The sequence below is a fragment of the Streptomyces sp. MNU89 genome (assembly GCF_020982505.1).
Lineage (GTDB): Bacteria > Actinomycetota > Actinomycetes > Streptomycetales > Streptomycetaceae > Streptomyces > Streptomyces xinghaiensis.
The window spans coordinates 4,675,942-4,691,301 of record NZ_JAJKLL010000001.1; the positions used below are offsets into that span (position 1 = coordinate 4,675,942).

General features: G+C 73.8%; 12 protein-coding genes and 1 pseudogene. 12 read left to right on the forward strand and 1 reads right to left on the reverse strand.

Annotated elements, in window-relative coordinates; all coding sequences use genetic code 11:
* Positions 1 to 92: 92 nt before the first annotated feature.
* From E4N63_RS20050 to E4N63_RS20065, 4 genes are read left to right on the forward strand one after another with little or no spacing between them, the layout of a single operon-like run.
* On the forward strand, positions 93 to 1,289 hold the full coding sequence (locus tag E4N63_RS20050) for a CaiB/BaiF CoA-transferase family protein (protein ID WP_230241347.1): 1,197 nt from the start codon (positions 93 to 95) through the stop codon (positions 1,287 to 1,289).
* Positions 1,286 to 2,113, forward strand: a complete 828-nt coding sequence (locus E4N63_RS20055; protein WP_230241348.1) for a citryl-CoA lyase — start codon at positions 1,286 to 1,288, stop codon at positions 2,111 to 2,113. The genes E4N63_RS20050 and E4N63_RS20055 overlap by 4 nt, the downstream gene beginning before the upstream one ends.
* A 27-nt stretch (positions 2,114 to 2,140) precedes the next feature.
* Positions 2,141 to 3,004, forward strand: a complete 864-nt coding sequence (locus tag E4N63_RS20060) for an extradiol ring-cleavage dioxygenase (protein ID WP_125625169.1) — start codon at positions 2,141 to 2,143, stop codon at positions 3,002 to 3,004.
* Entirely contained in the window at positions 3,001 to 3,360 is a 360-nt protein-coding gene (locus E4N63_RS20065) for a hypothetical protein (protein ID WP_043469739.1), read from the forward strand. The genes E4N63_RS20060 and E4N63_RS20065 overlap by 4 nt, the downstream gene beginning before the upstream one ends.
* A 46-nt stretch (positions 3,361 to 3,406) precedes the next feature.
* Here the strand turns inward: E4N63_RS20065 and E4N63_RS20070 are convergent, their stop codons facing one another.
* On the reverse strand, positions 3,407 to 4,618 hold the full coding sequence (locus E4N63_RS20070) for an MFS transporter (protein ID WP_230241349.1): 1,212 nt from the start codon (positions 4,616 to 4,618) through the stop codon (positions 3,407 to 3,409).
* Positions 4,619 to 4,963: 345 nt separating this feature from the next.
* On the opposite strand from E4N63_RS20070, the gene E4N63_RS20075 reads away from it, so the two are divergent.
* The 8 genes and pseudogenes from E4N63_RS20075 (at position 4,964) to E4N63_RS20110 (ending at position 15,131) form a co-directional block, all read left to right on the forward strand.
* Complete coding sequence (locus E4N63_RS20075; RefSeq protein ID WP_230241350.1) at positions 4,964 to 5,935, forward strand: LysR family transcriptional regulator; 972 nt, start codon at positions 4,964 to 4,966, stop codon at positions 5,933 to 5,935.
* Between the two features lie 196 nt (positions 5,936 to 6,131).
* Positions 6,132 to 7,511 carry a NarK/NasA family nitrate transporter gene (locus E4N63_RS20080; protein ID WP_230241351.1) on the forward strand — a complete coding sequence of 460 codons (1,380 nt, stop codon included), beginning with the start codon at positions 6,132 to 6,134 and terminating at the stop codon, positions 7,509 to 7,511.
* Between the two features lie 107 nt (positions 7,512 to 7,618).
* Complete coding sequence (locus E4N63_RS20085; protein WP_230241352.1) at positions 7,619 to 8,995, forward strand: uroporphyrinogen-III synthase; 1,377 nt, start codon at positions 7,619 to 7,621, stop codon at positions 8,993 to 8,995.
* A gap of 365 nt (positions 8,996 to 9,360) precedes the next feature.
* Positions 9,361 to 9,732, forward strand: coding sequence for a hypothetical protein (locus E4N63_RS20090; RefSeq protein ID WP_230241353.1), 372 nt, complete (start codon positions 9,361 to 9,363; stop codon positions 9,730 to 9,732).
* 221 nt (positions 9,733 to 9,953) lie between these two features.
* Positions 9,954 to 10,581 (forward strand): annotated as a pseudogene (locus tag E4N63_RS20095) (ABATE domain-containing protein); the annotation flags it as partial.
* Between the two features lie 567 nt (positions 10,582 to 11,148).
* Positions 11,149 to 11,736 carry a sigma-70 family RNA polymerase sigma factor gene (locus tag E4N63_RS20100; RefSeq protein WP_030549204.1) on the forward strand — a complete coding sequence of 196 codons (588 nt, stop codon included), beginning with the start codon at positions 11,149 to 11,151 and terminating at the stop codon, positions 11,734 to 11,736.
* Positions 11,733 to 12,497 (forward strand): anti-sigma factor, encoded by a 765-nt coding sequence (locus E4N63_RS20105; RefSeq protein WP_230241354.1) that lies wholly within the window; start codon positions 11,733 to 11,735, stop codon positions 12,495 to 12,497. The genes E4N63_RS20100 and E4N63_RS20105 overlap by 4 nt, the downstream gene beginning before the upstream one ends.
* Positions 12,498 to 12,725: 228 nt before the next feature.
* Entirely contained in the window at positions 12,726 to 15,131 is a 2,406-nt protein-coding gene (locus tag E4N63_RS20110; protein ID WP_230241355.1) for a UvrD-helicase domain-containing protein, read from the forward strand.
* The last annotated feature ends 229 nt before the right edge of the window (positions 15,132 to 15,360 follow it).

The following is a 15,360-nucleotide window of genomic DNA, read 5'->3' on the forward strand; positions in this document are numbered from 1 at the left end:
CGCCGAGACTGGGCCGGAGTTCAGCGGACGAGTGTCCGTGCAGCGGACAAGCGAAATCGGACGCGTCATACGCCGAAGATCGGAGAACAGCCGTGCCCGGTACAGAGCGCCGCCGCGGCCCCCTCTCGGGGCTGCTGGTGGCCGACTTCTCGCGGATCCTCGCCGGCCCCTACGCGACGATGCTCCTGGCCGACCTCGGCGCGGAGGTGGTCAAGGTCGAGGCCCCCGGCGGCGACGACACCCGGTCCTGGCAGCCACCGGTCCGGAACGGCGTCTCGACGTACTACCTGGGGATCAACCGCAACAAGCGCTCCATCGTGCTCGACCTCAAGGATCCCGGTGACCTCGCGGCGGCCCGCGAACTCGCCCGGCGCGCCGATGTGTTCGTCGAGAACTTCAAGCCCGGCGGCCTGGCCCGCTTCGGACTGGACTACGGCACGGTCGCCGCCGGCAACCCGGCCGTCGTCTACGCCTCGATCAGCGGCTTCGGCAGCGGCCCGGAAGGCGCCGCCCTGCCGGGCTACGACCTGATCGTCCAGGCCATCTCCGGCCTGATGAGCCTCACCGGGGACCCGGACGGCCCGCCGTTCCGTGCGGGCATCTCCGTCTTCGACGTGATGGCGGGGCTGCACGCCACCATCGGCGTGCTGTCCGCCCTGCACGCCCGCCGCGACAGCGGCCGCGGCCAGCACGTGGAGGTCAATCTGCTGTCCTCGGCCCTGTCGGGGCTGGTCAACCAGACCAGCGCCCATGTCGCCGGGGGCGTCGTCCCGCACCGGATGGGCAACAGCCATCCCAGCCTCTTCCCCTACGAACCGCTGCCCTGCTCGGACGGCGACCTGATCGTCACGGCCGGGAACAACGGCCAGTTCCGCCGGCTGGCCGAGGTCCTCGGCGTTCCGGAGCTCGCCGACGACCCGCGGTTCGGCCGCAACGAGGACCGCACGGCCAACCGGGCGGAACTCCGCCCCCTGCTGGTGGAACGGCTCCGCACCCGTACCCGGATGGAGTGGTTCCGCGACATCATCGCGGCCGGTGTCCCCTGCGGGCCGATCAACACCATCGCCGGCGGTGTGGAATTCGCGCGCGAGGTCGGGCTCGACCCGGTCGTGACGGCCGGCGAGGGCCCGGAGGCCGTCCCCTCCGTACGGAATCCGATCACCTTCTCCGAGACACCGCCCGAGTACCGGCTGCCGCCGCCGTCCCTCGACGAGCACGGCGCCGAGATCCGCCACTGGCTGTCCGCACCGGCCGGCGCGGCCGCCCCCGACGAGGAGTCCCCCGCATGACCGGCACCGACGGCGTCCCCGCCTTCCCGACGTCACTCGGCACCTCCACGGCCGATGAGATCCGCCTCCTGGGGGAGGACCTCTCCGCCGACCTCATGGGCAAGGTGGGCTTCGGCGAACTGGCCTTCTGGCTGGTCGCACTGCGCCGCCCCACACCCTCGGAGACACGGGTCTTCGAAGCGGTGCTGGTCGCCCTCGCCGACCACGGGTTCACCCCCACGGCGATCGCGGCCCGGCTGACCTATCTCTCGGCCCCGGACTCGCTGCAGGGGGCGATCGCGGCCGGGCTGCTGGGCGGCGGCTCTCGGTTCCTCGGCGTCACCGAGGACTGCGGCGGCTATCTGCGCGACGTCCTCGACCGGCATGAGGGCCCGCTCCCCGGGGACGACGCCGGCTGGGACGCCCTCGCCCTGGCCGCGGTCACCCGGACCCGCGAGGCCGGGCAGTACGTCCCCGGCCTCGGGCACCCCGTCCACAAGACGCGGGACCCGCGGACCCCGGTGCTGATCGGCATCGCGGAGGAGGAGGGGCTGCGCGGGCCCCACCTGCGGCTTTTCGAGGCCATCGGCCGGGTCCACGAGCAGGTGCTCGGCCGCAGGCTTCCGCTGAACGGTGCCGGGGTGTGCGGCGCGGCACTGGCCGATCTGGGGCTGCCGGTGGAACTGCTGCGCGGCTTCGCCCTGCTGGCCCGGGCCGCCGGCCTCCTCGGGCAGATAGCCGAGGAACGCCGCCGCCCCATCGGCATGGACGCCTACCTCACCGTCGACCGCAACGCGGTCTACACCGCCCCCTCCGCCGATTCCGGCCCCGACCCGTCGCGCTGAGCCGCCCCGAACCCGAGGAGTACGCCCATGGCCACCGTCGCCGCGGTCATCGCCTCCACCCACCACCCCTTCTACTACCGGGCCAGTACGGCCACCGGCGACGACCGGCCGCCGTTCGCCGACGCCTGGGTCGCCAAGATCGAGGCGTTCCGGGAGACCCTGACCAGGGCACGGCCCGATGTCCTGGTGATGGTGGGCAGCGACCACTTCCACCAGTTGTGGCTGGACAACATGCCGCAGTTCCTGGTGGGCAAGGCGCCGTTCTTCGACGCCAACTTCCACAACGAGGAGCGGGAGTTCGGGCTGCCGCGGATGACGCTGCGCGGGGAGGAACGGCTGGCCGCCCACATCCTCCGCAAGGGCCTGGACGCCGACTTCGACCTGGCGTTCAGCAACGAACTGCGCATCGACCACAGCATCACGTGCCCGATCATCACCCTGCGCCCGCAGGCGGATCTGCCCATCGTCCCGATCTACACCAACATCTTCGCGCCACCGCTGCCGCAGCCCAGACGCTTTGTGCAACTGGGCCGCACACTGCGCCGGCTGGTGGAGTCCTGGCCCGAGGACAAGCGGGTGGCGATCATCGGCACCGGACACCTCTCCCTGGAACTGGGCGGCCCCCGCCAGTTCGGCGAGCACGGCCCGGACCCGGAGTTCGACCGGAAAGCGGTCGAGTGGATCGCCAACAGCGACATCGAGGGCTGCCTGTCGGAAGTGACCCTCGACAGTCTTCACCGTCCGGGCAACGCCACCCACGGGTTCATGGACTTCATGCTGATGATGGGCGTGGCCGGTGAGGGCGCCAAGGCCGATCACGTCGACACCCTCGACCTCTTTCACACGATGGAGGCGTACTTCACCTGGTATCCGAACGGAGTCCCGGCATGAGCAAGTACCTGCTCGACAAGTTCCTCTACACCGTCGACCGCGACCCCGAACTGGTGGAGCGCTACCGCGAGGATCCCGCCGGGCTGGTGACCTGGTGGGAGGGGGAGATGGCGGGCAAGCTGCTCAACTGCGTCCCGGACGAGCGGACCACCTGGTTGGCGTTCACCGAGGAGGAGCGCCGGGCGCTGCGCGAGCACGACCACGTGGCCCTCTTCGAGATGGGCGCGCACCCCTTTCTGACCCTCACCCTCTTCATCGCGATGTTCGAGCGCGACCACGGACCGCTGGAGTACCAGAAGGCCTACGGCAGAGCCATGCGGCACATCTCGCTGCCCTACCCGGACATAGCCACCTGAGCCGGTGCGCCGGGCCGGCACGCGGGACCGGTGCGCGGCACGGCGCTCACACCCGCCGCAGCCGGGGGAGTCCGGCCAGAGCGGCCAGCAGCGCCAGGGTCCCGGCCGCGACCGGGGCCCAGTAGGCCCCGGGGGCGCCCCACCGTTCGACGAACTGCCCGCCCGCCGCCGCGCCCGCCGCGATGCCGGTCAGCAGGCCGGTGTAGGCGGTGGTCATGCCCTCGTTGAGCCGGCCGTCCGGGACGAGACGCTGGACCAGCGACATCCCGGTGACCATCGTCGGGGCCGTGGCCATGCCCGCCACGAACAGCAGCACGGCCAGCAGCGGCAGGCTCCCGGCGGCCGTCAGCGGCAGTGTGCAGACCGTCATCGCCGCCACCCCCGCGGCCAGCCGCACGGCGGGGGACCCCGACAACCGGAAGGCGCCGAACGCCAGGCCCGCCACCCCGGAGCCGGCCGCCTGGAGCGCCAGAACGAGACCGGCGGCCGCCGAGCCACCGCCGAGCGTCTGCACGGCCGCGACCGTGGCGACCTCCAGGGAGCCGAAGAGGGCGCCGGTCGCCGCGAATACGAGGAGGAGGGCAGGGAAGCCGGGTGCCCGCAGCGGGCCCCGGGACGTGCCGGACGTCCGCTTCCGCACGGGCGGCTCGGTGCCGCGCCGGCCGGCGAAGAACAGCATGCCGGCGGTGAGGAGCACGGCGGCGGTCAGCAGCCCGGCCTCCGGGAACACCACCGTGCACAGCACCATCGCGAGCGCGGGGCCGAGCATGAAGCACAGCTCGTCGACGACCTGCTCGAAGGAGTTGGCCGTGTGCCGGGCCTCGGCATCGTCCCCGTGCAGGGCCGCCCACCGGGCCCGGGTCATCGAACCCACGCTCGGAATACCGGCGTTGCCCGCGCAGCACAGGAACAGCGCCCAGACCGGGGCGTCGTACCGGACGCACAGCAGCATCGCGGCCGTCCCCAGGGCGAAGACGAGGGTGGCGGGCACGGCCACCCTCGTCTGCCCGAGCCGGTCCACCAGCCGCCCGAGCAGGGGGCCGGTGACGGCCGTGACGGTGACGTTGACCGCGGAGACGGCACCGGCCAGGGCGTAGGAGTCCCGGACGAGGGCCAGCATGACGACCGTGGAGACCCCGAGCATGGAGGTGGCCAGCCGCCCGGGGAACGCCGCGAGTGTGAAGGCGAGCGCCCCGGAGGGGGCGAAGAGACGCCGGTACGGGGAGAGCGGCCCGGGCCGTCCTCCGCTCCTCCGCACCGGCGCGCCTGGGTGTCCGGGGCCGGAGCCGCCGGTCCGAACGCCGGCACCGCCGCCCGCCCGGCCGGGGCCCGCCGCCGCCCACCCGTCCCGGACCCGCCCGTCCCGCCATCACCACCCCGGCGGTTTCCGGGCCCTCGGCTTCGCCGGTCCGAACCGTGGCGCCGGCCGGAACGGTACGGGCCCGGGGCGTGGGAGGGATGCCCGGCCGGGACGCCGTCCGGCGGGGCACCACGGGGCGCGAGGCGAGGAAGAGGATCACCCCGCCACGGTGGCGCCCGGCGTCCGCCGGGGTCCAACACTTTCTCGCTCGCATTCACGCACCCGCGTTGTCAAACTGTGCGGATGCCCCGGGACACCGACCCCCGCCTGCTGCGCGCCTTCGCCGCCGTCGCCGACGAGTTGCACTTCACCCGCGCCGCGGCCCGGCTCTATGTCGCCCAGCAGGCGCTCAGCCGCGACATCCGGCGGCTGGAAGGCGTGCTCGGCACCGAACTCTTCGTCCGCACCACGCGCAGCGTCGAACTGACGGCCGCGGGGAAGCGCCTGCTGCCGTACGCGCGGCGCGTGCTGGAGGCCCACGACGACCTGATCGCCGCCTGTTCCGAGGCGGAGGCGGACCGGCCGCTGCTCGTCGACATCGGGGAGCGGGTGTCGACCGGCAATCTGGTCCTGGAGGAGGCCCGCCGGATCGCACCGGCCGCCGGCCCGGAGTTCTACGCTTCCTGCCACGCGGGGCTCACCGGTGCCGCGGCCGATCTCCTCGCGGGCCGGCTCGACGTGTCCTTCGGCCGGATCGCCGGCCTCGACCCGGCCGTCCGTGCCCGTCTGGGCCATCAGCCCGTGCGGTACGAGCCGATGGCCGTGGTGCTGCCCGCGGCCCACCGGCTCGCGGCACTGCCCGCGGTCCCGCTGGACGCGCTCGCCGGCGAGACCGTCTACGCGGCGGCGGGCAACGACGCGACCGCCGAGTGGACCGGTCTCGCCGAGCAGCTCTTCGCGGGCCGGGGCATCGCCGTCGCGCCGCCGCTGCCGCCGATCCGGGGCCGGGACGAGTTCACCCGCGTGATGGGCAAACTGGGCCGGCCCGTCCTCGCGACATCCCAGTTCATCGAGATGCCCGGCACGGTGCTGCGGCCGCTCACGGACCCCGTGCCGCTGTCACCGGTCGCGATGGTGTGGCGCCGTGGAATCCGTCACCCGGGACTGGGTTCTCTGCGGACGGCGGCGGCAGCGCTCGCAGCCGAACACGCGTGGCTCGTCAAGCCGTCCGGGTCATGGCTCCCGGACGCGGACGGAGCCGCCATGTCCCGCTGACCGGCCGTCCCCGGGCGGCGGCCCGCGCCCACCGCCGGGACGCGGCCGCCGGCGCTCACATGGAGCGTGACCGCCGGGTGAGAGCAAGGTTGCGTGACGGTCACCTGACGCCACGGCCGTGAAACGCGCCGTCCCTAGCGTCGGACGCACGGAGCCGGCTCGAACCGGCCCGGTTCCCGAAACCTGTGGAGGCGTGATGACTGCCGCGACGACCGCGCACAAGGGAGGCCGCTGGATCGAGCGGTGGGATCCCGAGAACGAGCAGTTCTGGGAGGCGGAGGGGAAGCACATCGCCAAACGGAACCTGATCTTCTCGGTGATGTCCGAGCACATCGGGTTCTCGGTGTGGAGCATGTTCTCCGTCCTCGCCCTGTTCATGGGGCCCGAGTACGGCGTCGACCCGGCCGGGAAGTTCTTCCTGGTGGCGGTCGCCAGCCTGGTCGGCGCGACGCTGCGGGTGCCCTACGGCTTCGCGGTCGCCCGGTTCGGCGGCCGCAACTGGACGATCTTCAGTGCGGCGATGCTGCTGGTGCCCACCACCGCGCTGCTGATCGTCATGGAGCCCGGCACCTCGTACTCGACCTTCATGCTGGTCGCGGTGCTCACCGGGGTCGGCGGCGCCAACTTCGCCTCCTCGATGACCAACATCAACAGCTTCTACCCGCTGCGTCTCAAGGGCTGGGCGCTGGGGATGAACGCGGGCGGCGGCAACATCGGCGTCGCCGTGGTCCAGCTCCTGGGCCTGCTGATCATCGCGATCGCCGGCGCGGCCAACCCGCGCGTCCTGCTCGGCGTCTACATTCCGCTGATCATCGCGGCCACCGTGTGCAGCGCGCTCTACATGAACAACCTCGGCCCGGTGAAGAACGACGGCGGAGCGGCCAGGGAAGCCGTCAAGGACCGTCACACCTGGATCATGTCCTTCCTCTACATCGGCACCTTCGGCTCCTTCATCGGCTACAGCTTCGCCTTCGGACTCGTGCTCACCGCCCAGTTCGGCCGCACGCCCCTGCAGGCCGCCTCGCTGACCTTCATCGGCCCGCTCCTCGGCTCGCTGATCCGCCCGGTCGGCGGGAAGCTGGCGGACCGGCTCGGCGGCGCCCGGGTCACGCTGGTGAACTTCGCGCTGATGACGGCGGCGGTCGGCGTGGTCGTCACCGCCTCGTTCCAGGCGTCGCTGCCCCTGTTCATCGGCGGCTTCATCGTCCTGTTCGTCCTCACCGGCATCGGCAACGGCTCCACCTACAAGATGATCCCGGGCATCTACCGGGCCAAGGCCACGGCCAAGGGCCTCACCGGCGAGGCGGCGGACGTCTACGCCCGGCGGCTGTCCGGCGCCTCCATGTCGCTGATCGGCGCCATCGGAGCGTTCGGCGGCCTCGGCATCAACCTCGCCCTGCGCCAGTCCTTCCTCACCTCGCAGTCCGGCACCACGGCCTTCGTCTTCTTCCTCGGCTACTACGTGGTGTGCTCCGCCGTGACCTGGGCCGTATACCTCCGCAAGCCGGCGGCCGCCACGGAGCCGGCCGGCCACGCGGAGCGGCCGCAGCGGCAGCCCGTCTACGCCGAGGTGTGAGCCCGGTGCGCGCGGTCCGGCGACAGCCCCGGGCCGCGCGCACCGCCGTCCCCGCGTAACACCGGGGAAATCCCGCCGAACCGACAAGGACACCGGGGCTTGGGAAGATGGGGGTACGGCCCGGCCGTCCGCCGCGCGCCGACGGACCGGGCGGCGGAGGCCCCGCCCAGGCCGACCGGACCGAGCAGGAACTCCCAGCTGAGCGAGGCAGACCCCATGCAGGACCCGACCCCGCAGCCCTCACCGCCGGCCCCCGGCCGCCCGGGCGGCCCGGAGCCGGACGCCCCGGGCCCGCCCCCACGGCCGCCGGTACCGCACCGCCCCAGGGACCGCCCGGCTCCCCGCCCGCCCCCGGCCCGCTGGCCGGTTTCACCGTCGGCATCACCGCCGCCCGGCGCGCCGAGGAACTGGGCGCGCTGCTGGAGCGCCGGGGCGCCACCGTGCTGCACGCCCCCGCCATCCGCATCGTGCCGCTGCCGGACGACACCGAACTGCTCGCCGCCACCAAGGACCTGATCGCCGACGCCCCGGACATCGTCGTCGCCACCACGGCCATCGGCTTCCGCGGCTGGATCGAGGCCGCCGACGGCTGGGGGCTCGGCGAGGAGCTGACCGCCCGGCTGCGCGGGGTGGAACTCCTCGCCCGCGGGCCCAAGGTGCGCGGCGCCATCCGCGCCGCCGGGCTGACCGAGACCTGGTCGCCGGCCTCGGAGTCGATGGCGGAGGTCCTGGACCGGCTGCTCGCCGAGGGCGTCGCGGACCGCCGGCTGGCCGTACAACTGCACGGCGAGCCGCTGCCCGGCTTCGTGGAGGCGCTGCGCGAGGCGGGCGCCGAGGTCGTCGGCGTGCCCGTCTACCGCTGGCTCCCGCCGGAGGACATCGGCCCCGTCGACCGGCTGCTGGACGCCACGGTCGCCCGCTCCCTGGACGCCGTCACCTTCACCAGCGCGCCCGCCGCCGCCGGACTGCTCGAACGCGCCCGCGACCGGGGCCTGCTGGAGCCTCTGCTGGAAGCGCTCCGCCACGACGTGCTGGCCGCCTGCGTGGGACCGGTGACGGCGATGCCGCTGCTGGAGCACGGCATCCAGGCCGTGCGCCCGGAACGCTTCCGGCTCGGCCCGCTGGTGCAGCTGCTCTGCCGGGAACTCCCGGCCCGGGCCGGTGTGCTGCCGGTCGCGGGTCACCGGCTCGACATCCGGGGGCACGCCGCCCTGGTCGACGGCGAGTTGCGCGCCGTGCCGCCCGCGGGCATGGCGCTGCTGCGGGCGCTGGCCCGCCGCCCGGGCTGGGTGGTCTCCCGGGCCGAACTGCTGCGCGCGCTGCCGGGGGCGGGCCGCGACGAGCACGCCGTGGAGACGGCGATGGCGCGGCTCCGTACGGCGCTGGGCACGCCCAAGCTGATCCAGACGGTGGTCAAGCGCGGCTACCGGCTGGCGCTGGACACCGCGTCCGACTCCAAGTACGGCGAGAACGAAGGCCCTTGACCTCCGGGGCGGAGCCCTCGACCTCCGGGACGGCCCGGTGGTGGCGGGCGGCCGCGTTCTAAGCTCAAGCCATGTCGCATCAGCAGCCACCCGCCGGTCCACCGGACCACCACCAGGGGCAGGGATACGGCCGGGGTCACGTTCCGCCGGTCCCGCCCGCACCCGGGGCCGCGTCGCCGTATCCCGGCGGCCCGGCTCCGTATCCCGGCGGCCCCGCGCCCTGTCCGCAGAGCCCGCCTGCCGGGTACGGCCCCGTCCCCGGGCCGCCGCCGGGTTATCCGGGGCAGCCGGGTCATTCGGGTCCGGGGCAGCCCGGCTACCCGGGACACCCCGGCTACCCGGCTCAGCCGTACGCCGCCGTACCCGTGCCCCTGACCATGCCCGGCGTGCTCCGCGCCGCCCAGGTGATCCTCTTCGTCGCCATGGGCCTGGCGGTCGTCGGCGTCGTGGTCGTCTCGTCGCTCCGGGGCGCCGAGGCCTCGGGCCGGATGATCGGCTCGATTCTCCCGCTCATCGGCGCCTTCGTCTGCGCGCTCCGCTTCAACAGCGGGGGCGGCGGAGTGCGGATCACTGCCATCGTCTTCACGTCGCTGATGATCCTGTTCGGTCTGGGACAGGCCGGGAACGGCGATCCGGGCGGTCTGGGCTGGGCGCTGTTCTTCGCCACCCCCGCGCTGGTGCTGCTCTGCCTGCGGCCCTCCAGCACCTGGTTCGACCGCCCCCGTCAGTACGGCTGACGGCCGCCCCGCGACGGGGCGCGGCCGGCCCCGGCGCACCGGTCGCCCGTACCCGCTCCCCGCTCCCGTACGGGGCCTCCGAGCCGTCACGGCCCGCCACCCGTCCGACGGGTCCCGTCGCACGCCTGTGCTTGAGGGCCCCGGGCGGGCACTCTGGGGGGAGGACATCCCCCACTGTGCGCACGCGGGCGCACGGCACGCTCCGAAGGAGTGACCGGACCATGGCGGCGGCCTCCGGCGACCCGAGATTCGACACCGGCCGGCTCTGTCTCGATCTGGTGGCCACGGCCGCCGGGCCTCCGCGCGGACCGGGGGACCGGGCGGAGCGCCTCGACGGGCCCGAGCGGCTGGGGGTCTGGCTGGTCCGGTCCGGGCTGGTCCCGCCGGGCACCGCGCTCGCCGCCGACCAGGACTGGCTCGACCGGTTCCGTGAACTGCGGGAGCTCCTCCGCCGCCTGGTCCGCGCCCAGTTGGACGGCGCTCCGGCGGACCCGGCCGGAACCCCCGGCCCCGGCTCCGCCCCCTTCCCTCGGCCGGGACCTGGACCGGCTGAACGCCCTCGCCGCCCCCGCGCCCTCCGTCATCCGCGCCGTACCCGGCCGGGACGGCACCCTCGTCCGCGCCCTCGCCGGGGGCCCCGGCTGCGCGGCGCTCCTCTCCGATGTCGCGCGCGACGCCATACGGCTGCTCACCGACCCCGTGGCCCGGGGCCGGCTGCGGGAGTGCGAGGGCGACTCCTGCTCCCGGGTCTATCTCGACACCTCCCGGGGCCGCCGCCGGCGCTGGTGTTCCAGCGAGATCTGCGGGAACCGGGAGCGGGTCGCCCGTCACCGCCGCCGCTCGACGGCCCGGAGGTCCCGGCCGTCCGCCGCGGCCCGGTCCTCCTCCTCACCGGCCGCCACCGCCGCCAACGTCACGGCATCCGGACAGAGTTGACCAACTCACCCCGAAACGGCCGAGCTTCGGCGGGTATCCTGCCCGCGCCCGCGGCCGGCGAAAGTTTTTCCGCCGGGGTTTGAGCAGCTCCGCCGCGGCCTCCGTAACTGTGGGGGAAGCGCAGGCCGGACGGGGGCGGCCGGAGCAAGCGGAAGGCCCGCTCAGCGCTTCGGCGGAGAACTCCCGGGGGGAGAGACGTCACATGCGCACCACAAGTCGCCACGGGTTGCCGGGGAAAGCCGGGATCGCCGTGCTCGCGCCCAGGGCGACGGGGTGCGACGCGGAACGACAAGGACGGCTATGAAAGCGGCGACATTGGAAGCTCCTCGGACCACTGATCGGTCCCCCACGCAGGTGGTCCGAGGACTGGGCGGGGTCCCGTCGCAGACGAGGGCTGCGGGTCCCCGCCCGACCGACGGGCAGTTCGAGGCAGTTGGCGTAGGCATTTCCCCTGAACAAGCTCTCGACCGGGAGGTCCGGGTGCGCAAGGATGCGGCCGTGTCCCAAGATCGTCCTTCCAGGACCCGGCACCGCGCCGAGCGATCCCGCTCCGACGAGCCGGTGCCCGACGAAGAGCTGATGCGCGTCATCTACCGCGAGCACGCCGGCCCGTTGCTCGCGTATGTCCTCCGGCTGGTGGCGGGCGACCGTCACCGTGCCGAGGACGTCGTCCAGGAGACGCTGGTACGGGCCTGGAAGAATGTGCACCGCCTCAACCGGGCCACGGGTTCGGTGCGGCCCTGGCTGGTCACCGTGGCCAGGCGTATTGTCATCGACGGTCACCGGAGTCGGCAGGCCCGTCCGCAGGAGGTCGATCCGGCTCCTCTGGAAGTCATGCCCGCGGAGGACGAGATAGACAAGGCACTCTGGCTCATGACGCTCTCCGACGCTCTGGGCGACCTCAGCGACGCGCATCGCGAAGTACTTGTCGAGACCTACTTCAAGGGCCGTACCGTGAACGAGGCAGCCGAGACCCTCGGCATACCGAGCGGGACCGTGCGGTCCCGTGTCTTCTACGCGCTGCGCTCCATGAAGCTCGCACTCGAAGAACGAGGAGTTAGGGCATGACAGCGCCGCCCGAGCGCAATTCGGAGCACGAGGCCGTCGGCGCCTACGCCCTGGGCATTCTTGACCCGGGGGAAGCCGAGCGCTTCGAGCTGCACCTGGCGGGGTGCAACTACTGCGCCGCACAGCTCGACGAGTTCATGGGGATCGAGCCGCTGCTCGCCAGGCTCGCCGAGACGCCGGCCGCCGTCCCCGACCCCGCCGTCCTGCACACCAAGCCGAGTCCCCAGGTCCTGCCGAAGCTGCTCGGCGAGGTCAACGCCCACCGCCGGAAGATCCGCCGGCGCGGCCGCTACATGCTCGCCGCGGCCGCGGCCCTCGTCCTCGGCGGTCCGCCGGTCGCGGTCTGGGCCACGGCGGGCGGTTCCGACGGCGGCTCCAACAATCCGCCGGTGCAGGCCGCTTCGGCCCAGGCCGTCTGGCAGGCGATGGACACCAAGGTCTCCGGCACCGACCCGGGCAGCAAGGTCTCGGCCACGGTCGCGACCGCGCAGAAGCCGCACGGCACCAACGTCGTTCTGGAGCTGAAGAACGTCAAGGGCCCGGAGAAGTGCAGTCTGTTCGTGATCTCCAAGAACGGCAACGAGGAGGTCGTCAGCTCCTGGTCGGTGCCGAAGTGGGGCTACGGCATCCCGGACAGCCCCGACCCCAAGGGGAAGGACCCGCTCTACGTCTACGGCGGTTCCGCCATGTCCACGAACGAGATCGATCACTTCGAGGTCCGCACCTTCGACGGGGAACGGCTGGTCACGGTCAAGAACTGACCGGCCTCCCCGCGCCACCCCCACACCCGCCCCCACCCCACCCCCACGCACCCCCGCCACCCCGTTTCCCACGGCCCCCAGCCGTTCCCCTCCCGCTCCCGCCCCGCCCCCGGCGTCCCCGCCGCCCTCCCCGTCCGCACCCGCGCGGACCACTCGGAGATCCAGGTGCGCGGAGCACCCCCTTCGCGTACGGTTGACGGCTGCCCAGCACGTCAGAAGGGGGCCCGGGTGGCCGCGCATGAAGCCACGGTCGATTCGGTACGGGACCGCGAGACCGGTGTCGAACAGGATCATCTCGACCAGGTGTACCGAAGGCTGGAAGAGAAGATCCACGAAGCCGAGTTCCTGATGGCCGACGCCGCCCGCCGCGGCCAGGTCGGCACTCCGGGCGCACTGGCCGAACGGGACGCCCAGGTCTTCCGCGCCGGCCTCCACCTCAACCGGCTCAACAGCGAGTTCGAGGACTTCCTCTTCGGCCGCATCGACCTGCTGGAGGGCCAGGACGGGGAACGCGGCCCGGACGGTGCCTTCACCTCTGTCGAACCCGCCGACGGCGCCGTGCGCACCGGCGGGGACGGCCGGACGTACGCCGAGATCGCCGAGACCCTCCACATCGGCCGGATCGGCGTCCTGGACGCCGACTACACCCCGCTCGTCATCGACTGGCGGGCCCCCGCGGCCGCCCCCTTCTACCGGGCCACGCCCGTGGACCCCGGCCGGGTGGTGCGCCGCCGGGTGATCCGCAGCAAGGGGCGCAAGGTGCTCGGCGTCGAGGACGACCTGCTCCGCCCGGAGATGACGGCGACCCTCGGCGGCGAGGAGCTGGCGGTGGTGGGCGACGGCGCGCTGATGGCCGCCCTCGGGCGGGCCCGCAGCCACACCATGCGGGACATCGTCTCCTCGATCCAGGCCGAGCAGGACAAGGTCATCCGTGCGCCCGCAGCCTCCGTCACCGAGGTCGGCGGCGGCCCCGGCACCGGCAAGACGGCCGTCGCGCTGCACCGCGCCGCGTACCTGCTCTACCAGGACCGCAGACGCTACGCCGGCGGCATCCTCGTGGTCAGCCCCACCCCGCTGCTGGTCGCCTACACCGAGGGCGTGCTGCCGTCGCTGGGTGAGGAGGGCCAGGTGGCGATCCGCGCCCTGGGCTCCCTGGTCGACGGGGCCGAGGCCACGGTCTACGACGAACCGGCCGTCGCCCGCGTCAAGGGCTCGGCGCGGATGCAGGCCGTGCTCCGCCGCGCGGCCCGCGGCGCCCTGGAACCGGCCCGCCCGGATGCGCCCCCCGGCGGCCGCGGGGGCCGCCCCGGCGGCCAGCTGTCGTTCGACGACCCGGAGGCCGGACCGGACGGCGCGGAACCCGCGGGACCGGCGGCCGGCCGGCTGCGCGTCGTCGCCTTCGGGGCCCGCGTCGAACTGGGCCCGCAGGAGCTGCGGGAGATCCGGCGCACCGCCCTCGGCGCCACCACCCCCGTGAACCTGCTCCGCCCGCGCGCCCGCCGGCTGCTGCTGGACGCGCTGTGGGCGAAGTCCGGCGCCGCCGGGCGGCACAGCGGCGACCCGGAGCTGGCGGCCGAGGCCCGCGAGGCGTTCGACGAGGACATCTCCGGGGAGCCGGAGTTCCACGCCTTCCTCGACGCCTGGTGGCCCGAGCTCACCCCGCGCGGCGTGCTGGCCGCGATGGCCGACGAGCGGCGGCTGGGCCGCTGGGCCCGGCGCGTCCTCCAGCCGGGCGAGGTCCGGCGGCTGGCCCGATCGCTCAAGCGGCTGGGCCCGGACGGCCGGGGCCCCCTCTCCGTCCACGACGTGGCCCTCCTGGACGAGCTGCAGACGCTGCTGGGCACCCCGTCCCGGCCGCGGAAACGCGAGCTGGATCCGCTGGAGCAGCTCACCGGCCTGGAGGAGGTCACCACCTTCGCCGACCGCTCCGCCCGCCGCCGCCCCGACCGGGCCGTGGAGGAGCGCGCCGAGTACGCGCACGTCATCGTCGACGAGGCACAGGACCTCACGCCCATGCAGTGGCGCATGGTCGGCCGCCGCGGCCGGCACGCCACCTGGACGGTCGTCGGCGACCCGGCGCAGAGCTCCTGGTCCGACCCGGAGGAGGCGGCCGGAGCGCGGGACGAGGCGCTGGGCAGCCGGCCGCGCCGGCGGTTCACGCTCACCGTCAACTACCGCAATCCGGCGGAGGTCGCCGAGGTGGCGGCGAAGGTGCTGGCGCTGGCGATGCCGGGCATGGAACCCCCGGAGGCGGTCCGCTCCACCGGTCTCGTACCGCGCTTCGCCGTGGCGGGCGGTGATCTGGGCGCCGCCGTCCGTGCGGAGGCGCGGCGGCTGCTCGCGGAGGTGGACGGCACGGTCGGCGTCGTCGTCGCCATGGACCGCCGTGAGGAGGCCCGGGCCTGGCTGGCCGGTCTGGGCGAGCGGGTGGTGGCGCTGGGCAGCCTGGAGGCGAAGGGGCTGGAGTACGACGCGACACTGGTGGTCTCGCCGGCCGGGATCGCCGACGAGTCCCCGGCCGGGCTGCGGGTGCTGTACGTGGCCCTGACCCGGGCCACCCAGCGGCTCACGGTGCTCTCGGCGGAGCGGGACGCTCCGGACGCGGACGGGGTCCCCGACCTGCTGCGGGAGTGACGCGGCGGCCACGGGGAGGGTGCGCGGGCGGGCGGTGCCGGAGTGCCGCCCGGCGGCCCGGGAGCGGTCCGGAAAAAGCCGTGGCCGGAGGGAATGGCCCGAGCCGGGGGGAGTGTTACCTTGGATGTGGCACCGGCTCGATCCAAGCCCCCGGGCCCAACCATAGTCGCTTCGAGCGACCACTTGCCGCGAGGCGAGCATGGCGGGCCGGTGTCGCACACTTCCGTTC

Excerpts from the sequence above, each read along its gene's own strand:
- E4N63_RS20085 (WP_230241352.1), top strand. The coding sequence starts at position 7,619 with ATGGGGGTACGGCCCGGCCGTCCGCCGCGCGCCGACGGACCGGGCGGC.
- E4N63_RS20105 (WP_230241354.1), top strand. The coding sequence starts at position 11,733 with ATGACAGCGCCGCCCGAGCGCAATTCGGAGCACGAGGCCGTCGGCGCC.
- E4N63_RS20075 (WP_230241350.1), top strand. The coding sequence starts at position 4,964 with ATGCCCCGGGACACCGACCCCCGCCTGCTGCGCGCCTTCGCCGCCGTC.
- E4N63_RS20080 (WP_230241351.1), top strand. The coding sequence starts at position 6,132 with ATGACTGCCGCGACGACCGCGCACAAGGGAGGCCGCTGGATCGAGCGG.
- E4N63_RS20065 (WP_043469739.1), top strand. The coding sequence starts at position 3,001 with ATGAGCAAGTACCTGCTCGACAAGTTCCTCTACACCGTCGACCGCGAC.
- E4N63_RS20060 (WP_125625169.1), top strand. The coding sequence starts at position 2,141 with ATGGCCACCGTCGCCGCGGTCATCGCCTCCACCCACCACCCCTTCTAC.
- E4N63_RS20055 (WP_230241348.1), top strand. The coding sequence starts at position 1,286 with ATGACCGGCACCGACGGCGTCCCCGCCTTCCCGACGTCACTCGGCACC.